Annotated in this window: 18 protein-coding genes; all 18 read right to left on the minus strand. The window is 60.3% G+C overall.

All coding sequences use genetic code 11. The features are described from left to right. Entirely contained in the window at positions 1-777 is a 777-nt protein-coding gene (gene fliR / locus ACZZ0Q_RS15305; RefSeq protein WP_463541718.1) for a flagellar biosynthetic protein FliR, read from the minus strand. Between the two features lie 3 nt (positions 778-780). Beyond that, positions 781-1,050, minus strand: a complete 270-nt coding sequence (fliQ, locus tag ACZZ0Q_RS15310) for a flagellar biosynthesis protein FliQ (protein WP_110618444.1) — start codon at positions 1,048-1,050, stop codon at positions 781-783. Between the two features lie 24 nt (positions 1,051-1,074). After that, a complete protein-coding gene (gene fliP, locus ACZZ0Q_RS15315) occupies positions 1,075-1,827 on the minus strand; it encodes a flagellar type III secretion system pore protein FliP (protein ID WP_122496971.1) in 753 nt (250 codons plus the stop codon). Further along, positions 1,827-2,276, minus strand: a complete 450-nt coding sequence (fliO, locus tag ACZZ0Q_RS15320; RefSeq protein WP_463541717.1) for a flagellar biosynthetic protein FliO — start codon at positions 2,274-2,276, stop codon at positions 1,827-1,829. Before fliO ends, fliP begins: the two co-directional genes overlap by 1 nt. A 3-nt stretch (positions 2,277-2,279) precedes the next feature. Further along, the gene (gene fliN / locus ACZZ0Q_RS15325) at positions 2,280-2,741 is read right to left on the minus strand and encodes a flagellar motor switch protein FliN (protein ID WP_122496968.1); all 462 of its coding nucleotides are present in this window, start codon (positions 2,739-2,741) and stop codon (positions 2,280-2,282) included. A gap of 58 nt (positions 2,742-2,799) precedes the next feature. Continuing rightward, positions 2,800-3,765: a flagellar motor switch protein FliM gene (gene fliM, locus ACZZ0Q_RS15330; protein WP_463541716.1), complete on the minus strand. Its 966-nt coding sequence runs from the start codon at positions 3,763-3,765 to the stop codon at positions 2,800-2,802. A 39-nt stretch (positions 3,766-3,804) separates the two neighbouring features. After that, positions 3,805-4,362 carry a flagellar basal body-associated protein FliL gene (gene fliL, locus ACZZ0Q_RS15335; protein WP_122496964.1) on the minus strand — a complete coding sequence of 186 codons (558 nt, stop codon included), beginning with the start codon at positions 4,360-4,362 and terminating at the stop codon, positions 3,805-3,807. A gap of 379 nt (positions 4,363-4,741) precedes the next feature. After that, positions 4,742-6,043 carry a flagellar hook-length control protein FliK gene (locus ACZZ0Q_RS15340; RefSeq protein ID WP_463541715.1) on the minus strand — a complete coding sequence of 434 codons (1,302 nt, stop codon included), beginning with the start codon at positions 6,041-6,043 and terminating at the stop codon, positions 4,742-4,744. Between the two features lie 112 nt (positions 6,044-6,155). Beyond that, positions 6,156-6,500, minus strand: a complete 345-nt coding sequence (locus ACZZ0Q_RS15345; protein WP_463541714.1) for a type II toxin-antitoxin system RelE/ParE family toxin — start codon at positions 6,498-6,500, stop codon at positions 6,156-6,158. A 12-nt stretch (positions 6,501-6,512) separates the two neighbouring features. Then, positions 6,513-6,761 carry a type II toxin-antitoxin system Phd/YefM family antitoxin gene (locus tag ACZZ0Q_RS15350; protein WP_463541713.1) on the minus strand — a complete coding sequence of 83 codons (249 nt, stop codon included), beginning with the start codon at positions 6,759-6,761 and terminating at the stop codon, positions 6,513-6,515. A gap of 143 nt (positions 6,762-6,904) precedes the next feature. Next, a complete protein-coding gene (locus ACZZ0Q_RS15355; protein ID WP_463541712.1) occupies positions 6,905-7,264 on the minus strand; it encodes an Hpt domain-containing protein in 360 nt (119 codons plus the stop codon). Positions 7,265-7,294: 30 nt separating this feature from the next. Beyond that, positions 7,295-8,998, minus strand: coding sequence for an ATP-binding SpoIIE family protein phosphatase (locus ACZZ0Q_RS15360; RefSeq protein ID WP_463541711.1), 1,704 nt, complete (start codon positions 8,996-8,998; stop codon positions 7,295-7,297). 4 nt (positions 8,999-9,002) lie between these two features. Next, positions 9,003-9,308 carry an STAS domain-containing protein gene (locus ACZZ0Q_RS15365; RefSeq protein WP_463541710.1) on the minus strand — a complete coding sequence of 102 codons (306 nt, stop codon included), beginning with the start codon at positions 9,306-9,308 and terminating at the stop codon, positions 9,003-9,005. A 100-nt stretch (positions 9,309-9,408) separates the two neighbouring features. Beyond that, positions 9,409-9,861 (minus strand): flagellar export protein FliJ, encoded by a 453-nt coding sequence (gene fliJ / locus ACZZ0Q_RS15370; protein WP_463382277.1) that lies wholly within the window; start codon positions 9,859-9,861, stop codon positions 9,409-9,411. Positions 9,862-9,886: 25 nt separating this feature from the next. Beyond that, a complete protein-coding gene (gene fliI, locus ACZZ0Q_RS15375; RefSeq protein WP_122496954.1) occupies positions 9,887-11,245 on the minus strand; it encodes a flagellar protein export ATPase FliI in 1,359 nt (452 codons plus the stop codon). After that, a complete protein-coding gene (gene fliH, locus ACZZ0Q_RS15380) occupies positions 11,235-12,053 on the minus strand; it encodes a flagellar assembly protein FliH (protein ID WP_463541709.1) in 819 nt (272 codons plus the stop codon). Before fliH ends, fliI begins: the two co-directional genes overlap by 11 nt. 8 nt (positions 12,054-12,061) lie before the next feature. Continuing rightward, positions 12,062-13,078, minus strand: a complete 1,017-nt coding sequence (gene fliG / locus ACZZ0Q_RS15385; protein WP_122496950.1) for a flagellar motor switch protein FliG — start codon at positions 13,076-13,078, stop codon at positions 12,062-12,064. Beyond that, positions 13,071-14,867 carry a flagellar basal-body MS-ring/collar protein FliF gene (gene fliF / locus ACZZ0Q_RS15390; RefSeq protein ID WP_463382275.1) on the minus strand — a complete coding sequence of 599 codons (1,797 nt, stop codon included), beginning with the start codon at positions 14,865-14,867 and terminating at the stop codon, positions 13,071-13,073. The genes fliG and fliF overlap by 8 nt, the downstream gene beginning before the upstream one ends. Between the last annotated feature and the right edge of the window lie 23 nt (positions 14,868-14,890).

Genomic DNA, 14,890 nt, shown 5'->3' on the forward strand with positions numbered 1-14,890 from the left:
CTATTTCGCCTGTACCAATTCGCGTAGCAACTGCAGGGCATCGCTGACCATCAGTTGATAGTGAGAGAGAAAGTCAGACAGGCTGATCCAAATGATCACAAAGCCCATCACCAGGGTAAGCGGAAAACCAATCGAGAAAATGTTCAGCTGCGGCGCCGCCCGCGTCATCACGCCAAAGGCGATGTTAACGATCAACAGCGCGGTAATGGCCGGCAGTACCAGCAACAAGCCGGCGCCCAACACCCAGCCTAGACTGGTAGCGATATTCCAGTAGTGGTTCGTCGTCAGGCCGGTGCCAATGGGCAGCGTGACAAAGCTTTCGGCCATGATTTCAAACGCCACCAAGTGGCCGTTCATGGCCAGGAACAGCAGCGTCACCAGCATGGTGAAAAATTGCCCGATCACCGCCACCGACACGCCGTTGGTAGGGTCGACCATCGAGGCAAAACCAAAGCCCATTTGCGTGGCGAGAATTTGCCCGCCCACCACAAAGGCATGGAAGAACAGCTGCAAGACAAAACCAAGCATCACCCCGACCAGCACTTCCTTGACGATCAAAAACACCGTCGCCAGGTTCAACGCATCGACGGCGGGCGCAGGCGGCAGGCTGGGGTAAATCACGAGGGTGAAGGCCAGCGCCAGGTAGACGCGCACGCGCATCGGCACCAGTTGCGTGCCAATGATCGGCATGGTCATCAACAGCCCGGCGATGCGGAAAAACGGCAGCAGAAAACCGCCCACCCAGCCGCCAATCTGCTCACCGCTCAGCTCGAACATGGCTTAGCCGATCAGGAACGGAATGTTGGTGTAAAGGTTGGTGATGTATTCCATGAACGAGCGAATCAGCCAGGGGCCCGCCCAGATCAAGGTCACCAGCATCACCAGCAGGCGTGGCAGAAAGCTCAGGGTTTGTTCGTTGATCTGCGTGGCCGCCTGGAACATGGCGACGATCAAGCCGACCACCAGGCTCGGCACCACCAGAATGGCCACCATCACGGCGGTCAGCCACAGCGCTTCGCGAAACAGGTCTACCGCTACTTCTGGGGTCATGTGCGTTCTCCCGGCCCGGCTCGGCTAAGTGCCGCCGAAGCTGCTGGCCAAGGTGCCAATGATGAGGGCCCAACCGTCGATCAACACGAACAGCATGATTTTGAACGGCAGCGAAATGATCAGCGGCGACAGCATCATCATGCCCATCGCCATGAGGATGCTGGCGACCACCAAGTCGATGATCAGGAACGGAATAAAGATCATAAAGCCGATCTGGAACGCCGTTTTCAGCTCCGAGGTCACGAACGCCGGCACCAGAATGGTCAGCGGCGCCTGGTCGGCGGAGGGTATGTCGGTGCGTTTGGACAACCGAATAAACAGCTCCAGATCCGAGGAGCGGGTTTGCGCCAGCATAAAGTTCTTAACCGGCACTTCGGCCTTGGCGATGGCATCCCGCGCGGTCATCTGCTCGTTTAAATACGGCTGCAAGGCGTCGCGGTTCACCTGATCGAACACCGGCGCCATGATGAACATGGTCAGAAACAAGGCCATGCCGGTGAGAATCTGGTTCGACGGCGTCTGCTGCAAACCCAGGGCCTGACGCAGAATCGAGAACACAATGATGATGCGGGTGAAGCTGGTCATCAGCATGACGAACGCGGGAATGAACGTCAGCGCGGTCATCAGAAGCAGAATCTGCAGGCTGACCGAATACTCCTGCTGTCCTGCCGGGTTGGTGGTCATGGTGATGGCGGGCATGGTCAGCGGATCGGCCGCCAGAACCAGAGGTGCCGCCAGGCTCAACCCAATCGCCAGCAGCAGGCGCAACAGACTCATCACGGTTTGTCCTTCTGATCCTTGCCCAACAGCTCCATCAGGCGCTGGGCGAACTCCGGCGTGGCGGCTTGGGTATCAGCCACGTGCACCGGCTCTTTCAATGTATGCAGCGGGGTGATGCGTCCGGCCGTGAGGCCCAGCAGAATCTGCTCATTGCCCACTTGCACCAGCACCAGCCGCTCGCGCGGGCCCAGCGGTTGGCTAGCCACCAGTTTGATCACCTGGCCGCCGCGCGGGCCGATCTGCTGCACGCGGCGCAGCATCCAGGCCAGCACGAAAATCATGCCAATCACCAACAGCAAGCCCAGCAGCACCTGCACCAATTGACCGCCCATGCTGCCCTCGGCCATGGGCGTGGCCAGGGTTTTGCCCGGCTCGGCAGCACTGGCCAGCAGCGGCAATGCCGTGACCAGCAACGCCGCCAACCGACGTGGAAACGATGGACTCATGGTTTAGCGCAGCTTCTTGATGCGTTCGCTTGGGCTGATCACGTCAGTCAGGCGGATGCCGAATTTCTCGTTGACCACCACTACCTCGCCATGGGCGATCAGGGTGCCGTTGACCAACACGTCCAGCGGTTCACCGGCCAGGCGATCAAGCTCGATTACCGAGCCCTGGTTGAGCTGCAACAGGTTGCGGATAGTGATTTCGGTGTTGCCCACTTCCATGGAAATGGACACCGGAATGTCGAGAATTACATCCAGGTTCGGACCTTCCAAACTCACCGGCAGGTTGTTTTTTGGCGAGCTGGCGAACTCTTCCATCGAGGCGCGCGGCGCGCTGCTTTCGCCGGCGCTCTGGTTGAGCATCGCGTCGATGTCGTCCTGATTCGCGTCGCCCGCCTCAGAGAGCGCAGCCGCCCATTCGTCTGCCAGTGCCTGCTCTTCCGGGGAGGTTTCTTCTTCGTCTGCCATGTGTTCCTCGCCTTGCATTATTCGGTGGTGCTAATGGGTTTAAAGCTGGCGCAATCGCTCAGCGTTCAATCGGTTCCAGCACCTGGAAGGCCAGGTTGCCTTTGTGGGCGCCGAGTTTGACCTTGAAGGCCGGCACGCCGCTGGCACGCATGATCATTTCTTCGGGCATGTCCACGGGAATCACATCGCCGGGCTGCATATGCAGAATGTCGCGCAGCTTCAATTGACGGCGCGCGATGGTGGCGGCCAATGGCACGCTGACGTCGAGGATGTCTTCGCGCAGGGCCTTGACCCAACGCTCGTCCTGGTCGTCGACATCGGACTGAAAGCCGGCGTCGAGCATGTCGCGAATCGGCTCGATCATCGAATACGGCATGGTCACGTGCAGGTCGCCGCCACCGCCGTCCAGCTCGATATGGAAGGTCGACACCACCACCACTTCGCTGGGGCTGACGATGTTGGCCAGCGCCGGGTTCACTTCCGAGTTCATGTACTCGAAGTTCACATCCAGCACCGCGTGCCAGGCTTCCTTGAGGTCGATAAACGCCTGGTCGATCACCATGCGCACCACGCGCAATTCGGTGGGCGTGAATTCCCGGCCTTCGATCTTGGCGTGACGGCCGTCGCCGCCGAAGAAGTTGTCCACCAGCTTGAACACCAACTTGGCGTCGAGAATGAACAGGCCGGTGCCGCGTAGCGGTTTCATCTTCACCAGGTTGAGGCTGGTGGGCACGTACAGCGAATGCACGTACTCGCCGAACTTCATCACCTGCACGCCGCCCACGGCGACGTCGGCCGAGCGGCGCAAGAGGTTGAACATGCTGATACGGGTGTAGCGCGCGAACCGCTCGTTGATCATTTCCAGCGTGGGCATGCGCCCGCGCACGATGCGGTCCTGGCTGGAGAGGTCGTAACTTTTGACGCTGCCGGGGATGGCGGCGTCTTCGGTTTCCACCGCGCCGTCGTCGACACCATGCAACAGGGCATCGATTTCATCCTGGGATAACAGGTCTTGGACGGCCATCTGCGTTACCTACTGAGAGACGGTGACTGAATAACGGGTTTATTGCAGAACGATATTGGTGAACAACACTTGCTCGACCGTGGTATCGCCCACTTCTTTCTTCGCCAACTCCTGCACGCTGGCGGTGGCCAACTGACGGAGCATTTCCTTGCCGACCGGGGTCGTCAGGTTGTCAAAATTCTGCCCCGAGAACAGCAACACCAAGTTGTTGCGCAGCACCGGCATATGGGCCTTGAGCGCGTCGACTTTATCTTTATCGCGCGCCATCAAGGCGACGCTTACCTGCATATAACGCTGGCGCCCGTTGACGTTGAAGTTCACCACAAAGGCTGGCGCCAATACTTCGTAAATCGCTTCTTTCTTCAGCGGTTTGCCGTCCGGGCCTTTACCCTCTTCGGCGCCGCCGTGCTCGCCTTCCTTTGCCGCTTCGGCAGCCGGCGCGCTCTTATGCATCAAAAACCAGGTGGCGCCGACCGAGCCACCAATGGCGATCAGCAGGCCAACCACAATCAGGATGATCAGCTTCAGCTTGCCCTTGCCGGGAGGCGGTGCGGAGCCATCGGCCGCCGGTGCTGCTGCTTTTTCTTTCTTAGCCATGCCAATAATCCGTCACTGATCGGAAATCTATCCGTGTTCAAAGGGTTAGGAGCAAGTGTTATGCCAGCTTGCCAGGCACGAGTGCTAACAAGCTGTTTGCACGACAATTGCTGCCAGCAGTAGAGCAAACATAGCGGAGGACGCTGTGGGAAACTACCTACAACACAGACCGTTTAATGCAATTGCCCACCTAGTACAGGTCTGAAGCCCAACTTCAGCGTTGGTTCTAACGCAACGGGGCAGCGATATATCAGCCGCGTCTGGCGCTGTCACTGAAAAAACGCGGCAGAAATAACAACGCCCGCTTACCGAATTGGTAAGCGGGCGTTGTCAGTCTAGATCACATGCGCCTGGCGACCCGGCCGCCGCCAGTGTCAGCTTAGGCGTAGTAGTCCACCAGACCACGGCCACCGGTCACGGCGCCGTTGCTGCGAATTTCGCTGGTGCCGACGCTGATCTCTTCATCGCCCCCACCGAAACCGCTGTGGCTGGAACCACCACGGCTCTGTTGGCCGTCGCCGCCGTTCTGCCCGGCCCAGCCGCGATTGAGCGACTGATCGGACACATTGACGTCCATGGTCATGCCCTGCTGCGTAAACATCTCGCGCAGGCGGTGCATGGATTCTGTCACCGCATCGCGTACCGCCATGTGCGGGCTGGCGAAGGTCACCTGGGTGGCGGCGTCCTGAGCCATGTTAATGCGCACTTCCAGGCGACCGAGGTCTGGCGGATCGAGCTGGATGTCTGCCGATTTCAGATTCTGGCTGGACATCCACATCACCTTGTCGACCACGTCTTCGGTCCACACGCCCTGCTGCATCGACACCGGCGCGCCCGGCACCAGCGGCGTGCGCTGCGCCTGGGTGACCTGCTGATTGACCGCCTGATTCAACGCGCTGAGCTTGTTGGCAAACGAATCGCTGGGCAGGTCGACGCTGCTGTCTTTCAACGCCTCGATGCTGTCTTTGCCTTTATCCAGCAAACCCAGCTCGTCGGTAATCTGGCTTTCGCCGCCTTCGGTTTTGCCCGTCAGTTGCGCCATGGCAGCGGCAAAATCCTGGCCGCCGGTTTGCCCGGCCTGGGCGGCGGATGGATTAGTGCCGCCCTTCTGGTTCGCTGCTTGCGCCTTGGCCGCCAGGTCGAGCACCAGGTCAACGCCGGGCAACTCGCTCATGGCATCCACTTGCGGATCGTGGCCGGTGTCTTCGGTTTGCGTGATTTGTGGCGTCACCATGCCGGTGAGCGACAACGGGATATCGAGGGCTTCTTCGCCCTCCCCCGTGGTCGGCAGCGCGGTGTCTTCGGTGGTCGGCTGCTGCATCTGCTGCCCGGCCATGGCCAGCAGAATCATCGGATCGATTACCGGCTCGGCGACTGCCGGCTCGGTCGGCAAGGGATTGCCGCTATCGGCAACGGCCGGTTCGTCCGAGGTTGCCGCTGTGGCGGTTTGCTCGGCCGGTTTGCTATCGTCAGCCTTGTCGTTGGACTTGGCATTTTTGGACTTGGCGGCCGCTTCGTTACGGTCGACAGCCTTGTCCTGACGCTCCTTGGCATACACCTTGGCGAAGCTGGAAGCATCGTCCTTGCTGGGCTCGGCCTGTTTAGGCTGAGACTTTGCAGGCGCGGCTTGCGGCTTGGCCACAGGGGCGGAATTCAGAAGTGGATCTGAGGCAACGGACATTTAGCACTCTCTCCGTGCGGGTGGGTCGTGATGGAGAGATAGCAAGGGATGGGCCAACTTTGAAAACGCCAGCGTTTCGGTCAAAAAACGCTTACGGCGCGTAGCTCAACAGCTACCACGGATTGATCAGGCAGTAGCGAATAAGAGCCTGTTCAACACTTTGTATTTGCCTCAACACCAACCCGACCACAATGGCTTTCTCGGATTCGTAAATCTCGTAAAAGAATCTGAATCCGTCGGTGTTCAACTCCCGGTATTGGATGACACCCAGCGAGCTGGCTTGGTCGCTGATGGGATAACCGAGAGGGGCGTTCTTTAGCTTTGTTTCAACGATACCCACTAGGGTGTCAAGGCTTGCGTAGGCAGCTTCGATGCCCGTGTAATCGGCTAAATGAACAATTTGATCTTCAATGCTTTGCGCTGCGGAGTCTGTGAAGCGGACGTTGAATGTGGTCATCAGTTCTGCCTGTTAGCGCTGCACAAACCTTTTGGCCAAACGGGCTTTCAGATCGTCAGCAGAGCAATGCTTACCTTGGGCGTACTCGCGCGAACCGATTGCGAGCAACTTCACCAGAGCGACAGCCTCATCACGACGCTTACGGTCAGCGTAAGACTCCACCACATAAGCAGGAACTCCGTTTTGCGTAACCACCATGGGCTCATCCAGGTCCAGATCGGCAGCGTGTTTTTTCAAAAAGCTTATGGTTTCAACCCTCATGGGTTTCTCCTTCAAGAGCGGCATTGATGCCAAGGCACCAGACGGCAGGACCTCGCCCAACGCCAGGGAAAACGGCGAAGGCAAGCTGACGGGGAGGACTATAGCCTGAATTCAGACCAAATAAAAACCATGCAAACAGCGTATTACAACGACGAAAAACGCTGGCGCTCGGACTTCAGCAAAATCCGCACAATGGCGAATTCCCGTTCGATCTGCTCCAGCACCGTAGGCGCATCCGCCAGCACGGTGGCACTGCGCGAATCGTCTTCCAATTGCTTGCACAGGTTTGCCAGCAACGGCGCGCCCATGTTGCTGCAGCTGCCTTTAAAGCTGTGGGCCGCCAGGCGCAGTTCGTGGGCATCGTGGTTGGCGAGGGCTTGGTGCAGCAGGCGCAGGCGTTCTTCGGAGTCGGCGATAAAGGTATCCAGCAGCAAGGGATACTCAGCCTCCATGATGTCCTGTAGGCCGGCCAATACCGCACTGTCGAGATGAATGTCAGCCACCGGAACGCTCCCTGAGCAAAACGCTCAAGATTATGCCTGATCGATCCACGAGAACTCCACGCTCACCCCGCGTCCGTCGTCTGCCCAGGTGGAGCGGTCGGTAAGTCGGCGGATCAGGCTCAGGCCGCGCCCTGACAAGCTTTGCGCGGTGCGCTGGCGTTCCAGAATGTTTGACACATCGAAGCCGGGGCCGCTGTCTTCGACCTTGACCACCAGGCGCCCACCGTTGGCTTCGGGCAGCAGTTGCAAGTGAAAGCGCACGTAGCCGTGGTCCAGCTCGGCCAGGCGCAACCTGCGTTGGCGGTAGTACTCGGCAAAGCCAGCGGCATCGCATTTGAGCCGTGAATCCAAACCCAAAACGCCGTGCTCAAGCGCATTGGAGTACAGCTCGGCGAGCACGCTATATAACGCGCCACCCTGAAAGCGCAGGCCGTGCACTTCCAGCAGCAGTTGCAACAGGAACGGCAAAGGATTGAAGCGCTTGAGGGTTTGCGCGCGGAATTCGAAGCTGGCGGCCCAGTCCAGCGGACTGCTGTGGCCGTTCTCGGTAAACGCCAGCGCCGGGCGCGGCAAGGAGTCGGGTTCGACCATGCACACTTCAACCATGCTGACGTCGTCATGCGCCTCACCGCGAAAAGCCGTGAGCGCTTGCTGAATTTCCTCGAATAGCAGGTCGGGTTGGCGATTGGCAGAGAACACGTTCAGCAGCCGCGACTCGCCAAACATCTGCTCGCCCGGATTGGCAGTTTCCAGCACGCCATCGGAGAGCAGGAACACGCGGTCGCCCATTTCCATCGGGTGGATTTCGCAGGCGTCTTTGAAGTCTGCCGGGTCCAGCACGCCCAGCGGCAAATGCCGCGACACCAACGGCAAACGCTCGCCGGTAGCGATGCGATGCAGGTAACCGTCCGGCAAACCGCCGTTCCACACTTCGCACACGCGGCGCTGAAAGCTGATGTTAAGCAGCGTGGCGCAGCAGAACACGCCCACCGGCAGAATGCGTTTGAGCTTGGCGTTTACCTCGCGAAGAATTTCCTTCAGCGAATAGCCCTTGGCGGTCATGCCGTAGAACACTTCGGCCAGCGGCATGGCGCCGATGGCGGCGGGCAAGCCGTGGCCGGTGAAGTCGCCGAGCAGCACATGCATACCGCCCGAGGGCTTGAACGCGGCCAACAGCAGGTCACCGTTGAACACCGCAAACGGTGATTGCAGGTAACGGATATTTGGCGCGTTGAGGCAGCCCGAGTGGGCCACTTTGTCGAAGACCGCTTTGGCCACGCGCTGCTCGGTGAGCAGGTGCTCGTTGTGCCGGGCAATCAGGTCGCGCTGCTCCAGCACGGTGGCCTGCAACCGGCGCAGGCGGTCCATGGCTTTGATCTTGGCTTCGAGAATGACGCGGTTGTAAGGCTTGGCCAGAAAGTCGTCGCCGCCGGCGTCGAGGCAGCGCACCAGTGCTTCGCCCTCGGTCAGCGAGGTGAGGAAAATAATCGGCACCAGCGCTTCGCCGGCCTTGAGCTTGATACGCCGCGCCGCCTCGAAGCCGTCCATCACTGGCATCAAGGCGTCCATTAGCACCAGGTCAGGACGCTCCTGCTCGAACATCGCCACCGCTTCCAAACCATTGGCGGCGGTGATGGCGCGATGGCCCTGACGGCTGATGATGCTCGACAACAACATGCGGTCGGCGGCGTTGTCTTCGGCAATCAGTACGGACAGGCGCGGATCCAGCGACATGGCGTCAGATAATCTTGAACAGCTGTTCGAAGTTGGAAATAGCCAGAATTTTGCGCACGTCGGCGTTGCAATTCACCAGGCTGATCTGCGCGTTGTCGCCACCGGCGTGGTCGCGCAACAGCAGCAACATGCCGAGCGCCGAGCTGTCCAGGTAGGTGGTGTGGTCCAGATCCACCACATAGCGTTTGGGCGTGATGTTCACGCGCTCGTAAGAGTCGCGAAACGCCTGATGGGTGCCAAAATCGAAACGTCCTTGAATGCGGATGGTCAGCTCTTGCCCGTCGTCAGACGGTAATGAAGTGATGGCCATGAGAAGCTCCCCTACCCCAAATGAATCTGGTTATTTTTAAACACGAAAAAAGCCAGGCAACACAAACGGTTGTGGCTTTTCCTCACTCTAGCAGCTGAATTCAATCACGCTCACGTTGCAGCAAACGCTGCGATAACTCGTCGAGCAACTTCTGTTCGCGCTTGTCGGCGGCCACCCGCGCTTCGTCCATGTACTTCTGCACCAGCTTGCGCAGCCCTTCGAGGCGGGCGTATTTCTGCTGCCACAGCTCGCGGGCCTTATCGAGGTTGGTGCGGTGCCAGTCGACGCTCTGGTTCTGCTGTTTGATGGCGGTTTCCAGCTGCGCCAAAAAGCGCTGGTAGTTCATCATCCACTGCCCCGACACGCCGTTGCGGCCTTCGGTTATCCATTGCTGCTGGTAATCGCCCAGGTAGCGGTGCAGGTCGCTGAGTTTGCCTTCGGCCTGGTTCATCAGGGTTTGGCATTGGCCCAGGGCCCGCGCGGCTTCACGCTCTTCGCGTTCGGCCATGTCGACCACCGGGGCCAAACGTGACGCTCTGCTTGGCAATGCCATTTAGTACAACGTCCTTAGCAACCCATCAGCGCGGCGGCGCGGGTGCGAATACCGCAGCGAGTGCGTCTTTGCTTTGCTGCAGGCTTTCATTGTCGTTGAGCCCCTGGCGCAGGTAATTGACCATCGCGGCGTGCCGGGAAATGGCCAGGTCGGTTTCCGGATCGCCGCCGGGCACGTAGGCGCCAACGCTGATCAGGTCCCGACTTTGTTGGTAGCGCGACCACAACTGCTTGAAGCGTTGGGCGTTGCGCATATGGTCGGCGTCAACCACCGCCGGCATCACCCGGCTAATGGACGCTTCAATATCAATGGCCGGGTAATGCCCTTCTTCGGCCAAGCGCCGCGACAGCACGAAGTGGCCGTCGAGCACACCACGCGCCGAGTCGGCGATAGGGTCTTGTTGGTCATCACCCTCTGACAACACAGTGTAGAAGGCGGTGATCGAGCCACCACCGGCTTCGGCATTCCCGGCGCGTTCCACCAGCTTGGGCAGCTTGGCGAACACCGACGGCGGATAACCCTTGGTGGCGGGTGGCTCGCCGATGGCCAGGGCGATTTCCCGCTGTGCCTGGGCGAAACGGGTGAGCGAGTCCATCAGCAGCAATACGTTCTTGCCTTTGTCGCGGAAGTACTCGGCGATGCGTGTGCAATACATGGCAGCGCGCAGGCGCATCAAGGGCGCGTCATCCGCTGGCGAGGCGACGACCACGGAGCGCTTGATGCCCTCCTCGCCCAGAATGTGTTCGATAAATTCCTTCACCTCACGACCACGTTCACCGATCAGCCCCACCACGATGATGTCGGCGTTGGTGAAGCGGGTCATCATGCCCAGCAGCACGCTTTTACCCACGCCGGTACCGGCGAACAGGCCCAGGCGCTGGCCGCGACCGACGGTGAGCAAGCCGTTGATACTGCGAATGCCGACGTCCAGCGGCGTGTCGATGGGGTGGCGATTGAGCGGGTTGATGGTCGGGCCGTCGAGCGGCACCCAATCTTCGGCTTTCATGCCGCCTTTGCCATCAAGCGCGCGGCCGGTGCCGTCGAGCACCCGGCCGAGCATGGTCATGCCCATCGGCAACCGGCCGGAATCGGGCAGCGGCACCACACGTGCGCCCGGCGCAATGCCGGCAAGGCTTCCGACCGGCATCAAGTAGATTTTACCGTCGCCAAAGCCCATCACTTCGGCTTCAACCTGCACGGGGTGATAGCTGCCGTTATTGATCACCAGGCAGCGGCTGCCCAGCGCGGCGCGCAAGCCTTCGGCTTCAAGGGTGAGGCCGACCATGCGCAACAGGCGCCCTTCAACAATCGGCTGGGCCGGCAACTGAATCGCCTCGCTGTAGCCCGCCATGCGTTTGGCGAAGCTCAGGCGCTCAAGTCGCATGAATAACCTCTGGCGCGTCGCCGTCCAGATCAATCTGGATATCCGGTTCGGCTGGCGAGGTCGCCTGTTCGCGCTGCTGCTCGAACAGTTGCTTGAGCATCTGCGCCAAGCGGGTTTCGATGGTGGCGTCGATTTGCGATTGCTCGGACTCCACACGGCAGCCGCCGGGCTGCAAGGTTTCGTCTTCGAGGATGCGCCAGGTTTCTTCGTGGCGATCACGCAGGGCTTTGATCAACTCGAAGTCCTGCGGGTGAATATGAATGCGCACGTTGGCCGCGCCCATGGGCAACAGCTTCAGCGCCTCGCGCAGCACTTGGCGGATTTGCGTGGAGTCGATGGTCAGCTCGCGTTGCACGACTTGGCGGGTCATTTGACTGACCAACTGCACCAGCGCGACTTCGAGCTTCTGATCTTGCTCGGCTATGGGATCGAACAACTGCGCCATTACCTGTTCCAGGCTGGCGACCTTTGCAGCCAGGGCGGCGTCGGCCTCTTGCTTGGCTTTGACCTGCCCCGAACGGAAGCCGTCTTTCTCGCCGGTTGAGAAGCCCTCGTTGTAAGCCTCCTGGCGGATGACCTCCAACTCATCGAGCGTCAAGGGTTTGACATCCTCGATCTGCACCTCTTCGCCCTGGGCGTTCACCTCCGGCTCAGGTGCCGCGGAGGCGGCGCTGTGTTCGCTAGGCGGCGGCGCCAACGGCTCGGCAGGCTGCTCGCCTTCGGGATCGAAACTGGGCAGCGCCCAGCGGGCCAAACCGCTGACGTCTTTGGCGCGAATCAGCTCGCTGGGGCCTTCCTTGTTGCTCATGCTGTGCCTTAAACCATTTCTTCGCCGCCTTTACCACCGAGGACGATTTCCCCGGCTTCGGCCATGCGGCGGGCGATGGTGAGAATTTCTTTTTGCGCCGCTTCGACGTCGCTGACCCGCACCGGACCGCGTGCTTCGAGGTCGTCGCGCAGCAGCTCGGCGGCACGTTTGGACATGTTCTTGAAGACTTTTTCCTTGATCGCTTCGTCGGCGCCTTTGAGCGCCAGCACCAGCACGTCGGACGACACTTCGCGCAGCAGCGCCTGGATGCCACGGTCGTCGACGTCGGCGAGGTTGTCGAACACGAACATCAGGTCTTCGATCTGCGAGGACAAGTCTTCGTCGACTTCGCGGATCGAGTCCATCAACTGGCCTTCAACCGAGCTGTCGAGGAAGTTCATGATGTCGGCCGCGCGCTTCACGCCGCCCATGGTGGCGCGCGAGGTGTTGGCGCTGCCGGAGAATTGCTTCTCGAGAATCTGGTTGAGTTCTTTGAGCGCCGCCGGTTGCACGGTGTTGAGCGACGACACGCGCAGCACGATGTCCAGACGCACTTTATGGTCGAAGTGGCCGAGCACTTCGCCGGCCTGGTCGGGGTCGAGGTAGGCGACCACGATGGCTTGAATTTGCGGGTGTTCGTAGCGGATAACGTCAGCCACTGCGCGCGGCTCCATCCACTTCAGGCTGTCGAGGCCACTGGTGCTGCCGCCGAGCAGAATGCGGTCGATGAGGCTGCCGGCTTTGTCTTCGCCCAGCGCCTGGGTAAGCATTTTGCGGATGTAGCTATCGGCACCGACGCCCACGCTGGTCTGGTCGCCAACGGTTTCGACGAACTCGCCCATCACCTGCTCAACCTGCTCTTTCTGCACGTTGCGCATGTGCGCCATGGCCACGCCGACCTTTTGCACTTCCTTGGGCCCGAGGTGACGCAGCACCTGCGCGGCGTCGGTTTCGCCGAGGGAGAGCAATAGAATCGCCGCTTTGTCGACCTTGGTCAGCTTGGCGGGGGCGCGGTTGTCATTCATCGGCGTTGATCCACTCTTTAACCACTTGTGCCACGCGACCCGGGTCTTCGGCTACCAGACCTTTAATCGCATTCAGTTGCGCATCATAACCTTCGGACGGACTCGGCAGCATGATGCTCGCGGGTCCACCAAGGCTTACACGATCAGCGGACAATTCGCCGTCCAACCCGCCCATGGCGCCCAGGTCGACATCGCCGCCGTGGCCGTCATTGCCCAGCGCATTGTTCTTGCCGCCACCGGTGATGTTGTTCAACACCGGACGCAGCACACCGAAGACCAGTACCAGAATAAACAGCACGCCCAGTACTTGCTTCACCACATCCCAGAACCAGGGCTGGGTGTAGAACGGAATCGACTCGATTTCTTCGCCCTGACTGGCCGCAAATGCCGAGTTGATCACGCTGACGCTGTCACCACGGGCCGCATCGAAACCGACCGAGTCCTGCACCAGGCGGGTAAAGCGCGCCAAGTCGGCGGCGCTCCACGGCGTGCGCGTGGTCTCGCCGGTCTGTGCGTTCACGTTCACCTGATCGTCCACCACCACCGCGACAGAAAGCCGACGCAAGCGGCCTTGCTGTTGCTTGGTGTGGCTGATGGAGCGGTCCAGCTCATAGTTACGAGTGGCTTGTTCGCGTTTGTCGGCCGGATAAGGCGCGAGTTTAGGCTGGCCAGTGGCCGGGTCGACGATCTGCGTGCCGTTGGCATCGAGCAGCGGTTGCCCAGCGGCAATCGGACCGGCTGGCGCAGGCGCAGCGGCGGCGGCTTGTTGCGGCGCAGAGGCCGGGCCTGGCGGCTGGTTGCTGACGGCACCGGGAATGCCTTGCGAGCCGGCGGCGCTGGAGCGCTCTTCATTAACCTTCTGTTCGCTGCGCAGCGCTGGCTGGTCGGGGTTGAACATTTCCGACGTCGACTCAACGGCGCTGAAATCAACATCGGCCGACACTTCAGCCTTGTAGCGGCCGGCGCCCAACACCGGTTGCAGAATGCTGTCCACGCGCTGGCTGAACATGCCTTCCATGCGGCGGCTGTAATCGAACTGCTTGCCGGCCATGCTCAACTCGGACAGTTCTTGCTGGTCGGAGAGCAGGTTGCCTTTCTGGTCGACCACAGTAATTTGCGACTTGCTCAGTTCCGGCACGCTGGTGGCGATCAGGTTAACGATCGCCATTACTTGACTCGGCTCCAGCGCACGGCCCGGATACAGCTCCACCAGCACCGAGGCGCTTGGCTTGCGCTCATCACGCACGAACACCGAGCTTTTCGGAATGGCCAAATGCACGCGGGCCGCTTTGACGTTGTTCAAGCTCGACACGGTGCGCGCCAACTCGCCTTCCAAACCCCGGCGATAACGGGTGGCTTCCATGAACTGGCTGGTGCCCAAACCTTGCTCGCCGTCGAGAATTTCAAAACCGATGTTGGCATCACGCGGCGACACACCGGCTTGCGCCAGTTGCAGGCGGGCACGGGACACGTCGCTGGCTTTAACCAGCAGCGCGCCAGAATTCGGTTCCATGGTGTACGGAATATTGGCGGCAGTGAGGGTTTCCGTCACTTGTTTGGCGTCCATCCCTTCCAGGCTGCCATACAGCGGGCGGTAATCCGGCTGCTGCGACCACAGCACCACGGCAAAGCCAATGGCCACGCTCGCCGCCAGACCGACCAAGAGGCCGACCTGCCGCAGCATGGTCATCTGCGACAGGTTGTCCAGGAACGCCAAGCCGAACAGCGGCTTCTTGGGCTCGTTGGAATCTGCCTTGACGGGTACGTTGCTGATCGCTGCTTCTGCCATGTTTTAACTCACTGTTGCGTCTT

This window comes from Pseudomonas sp. AC070, from assembly GCF_979258635.1.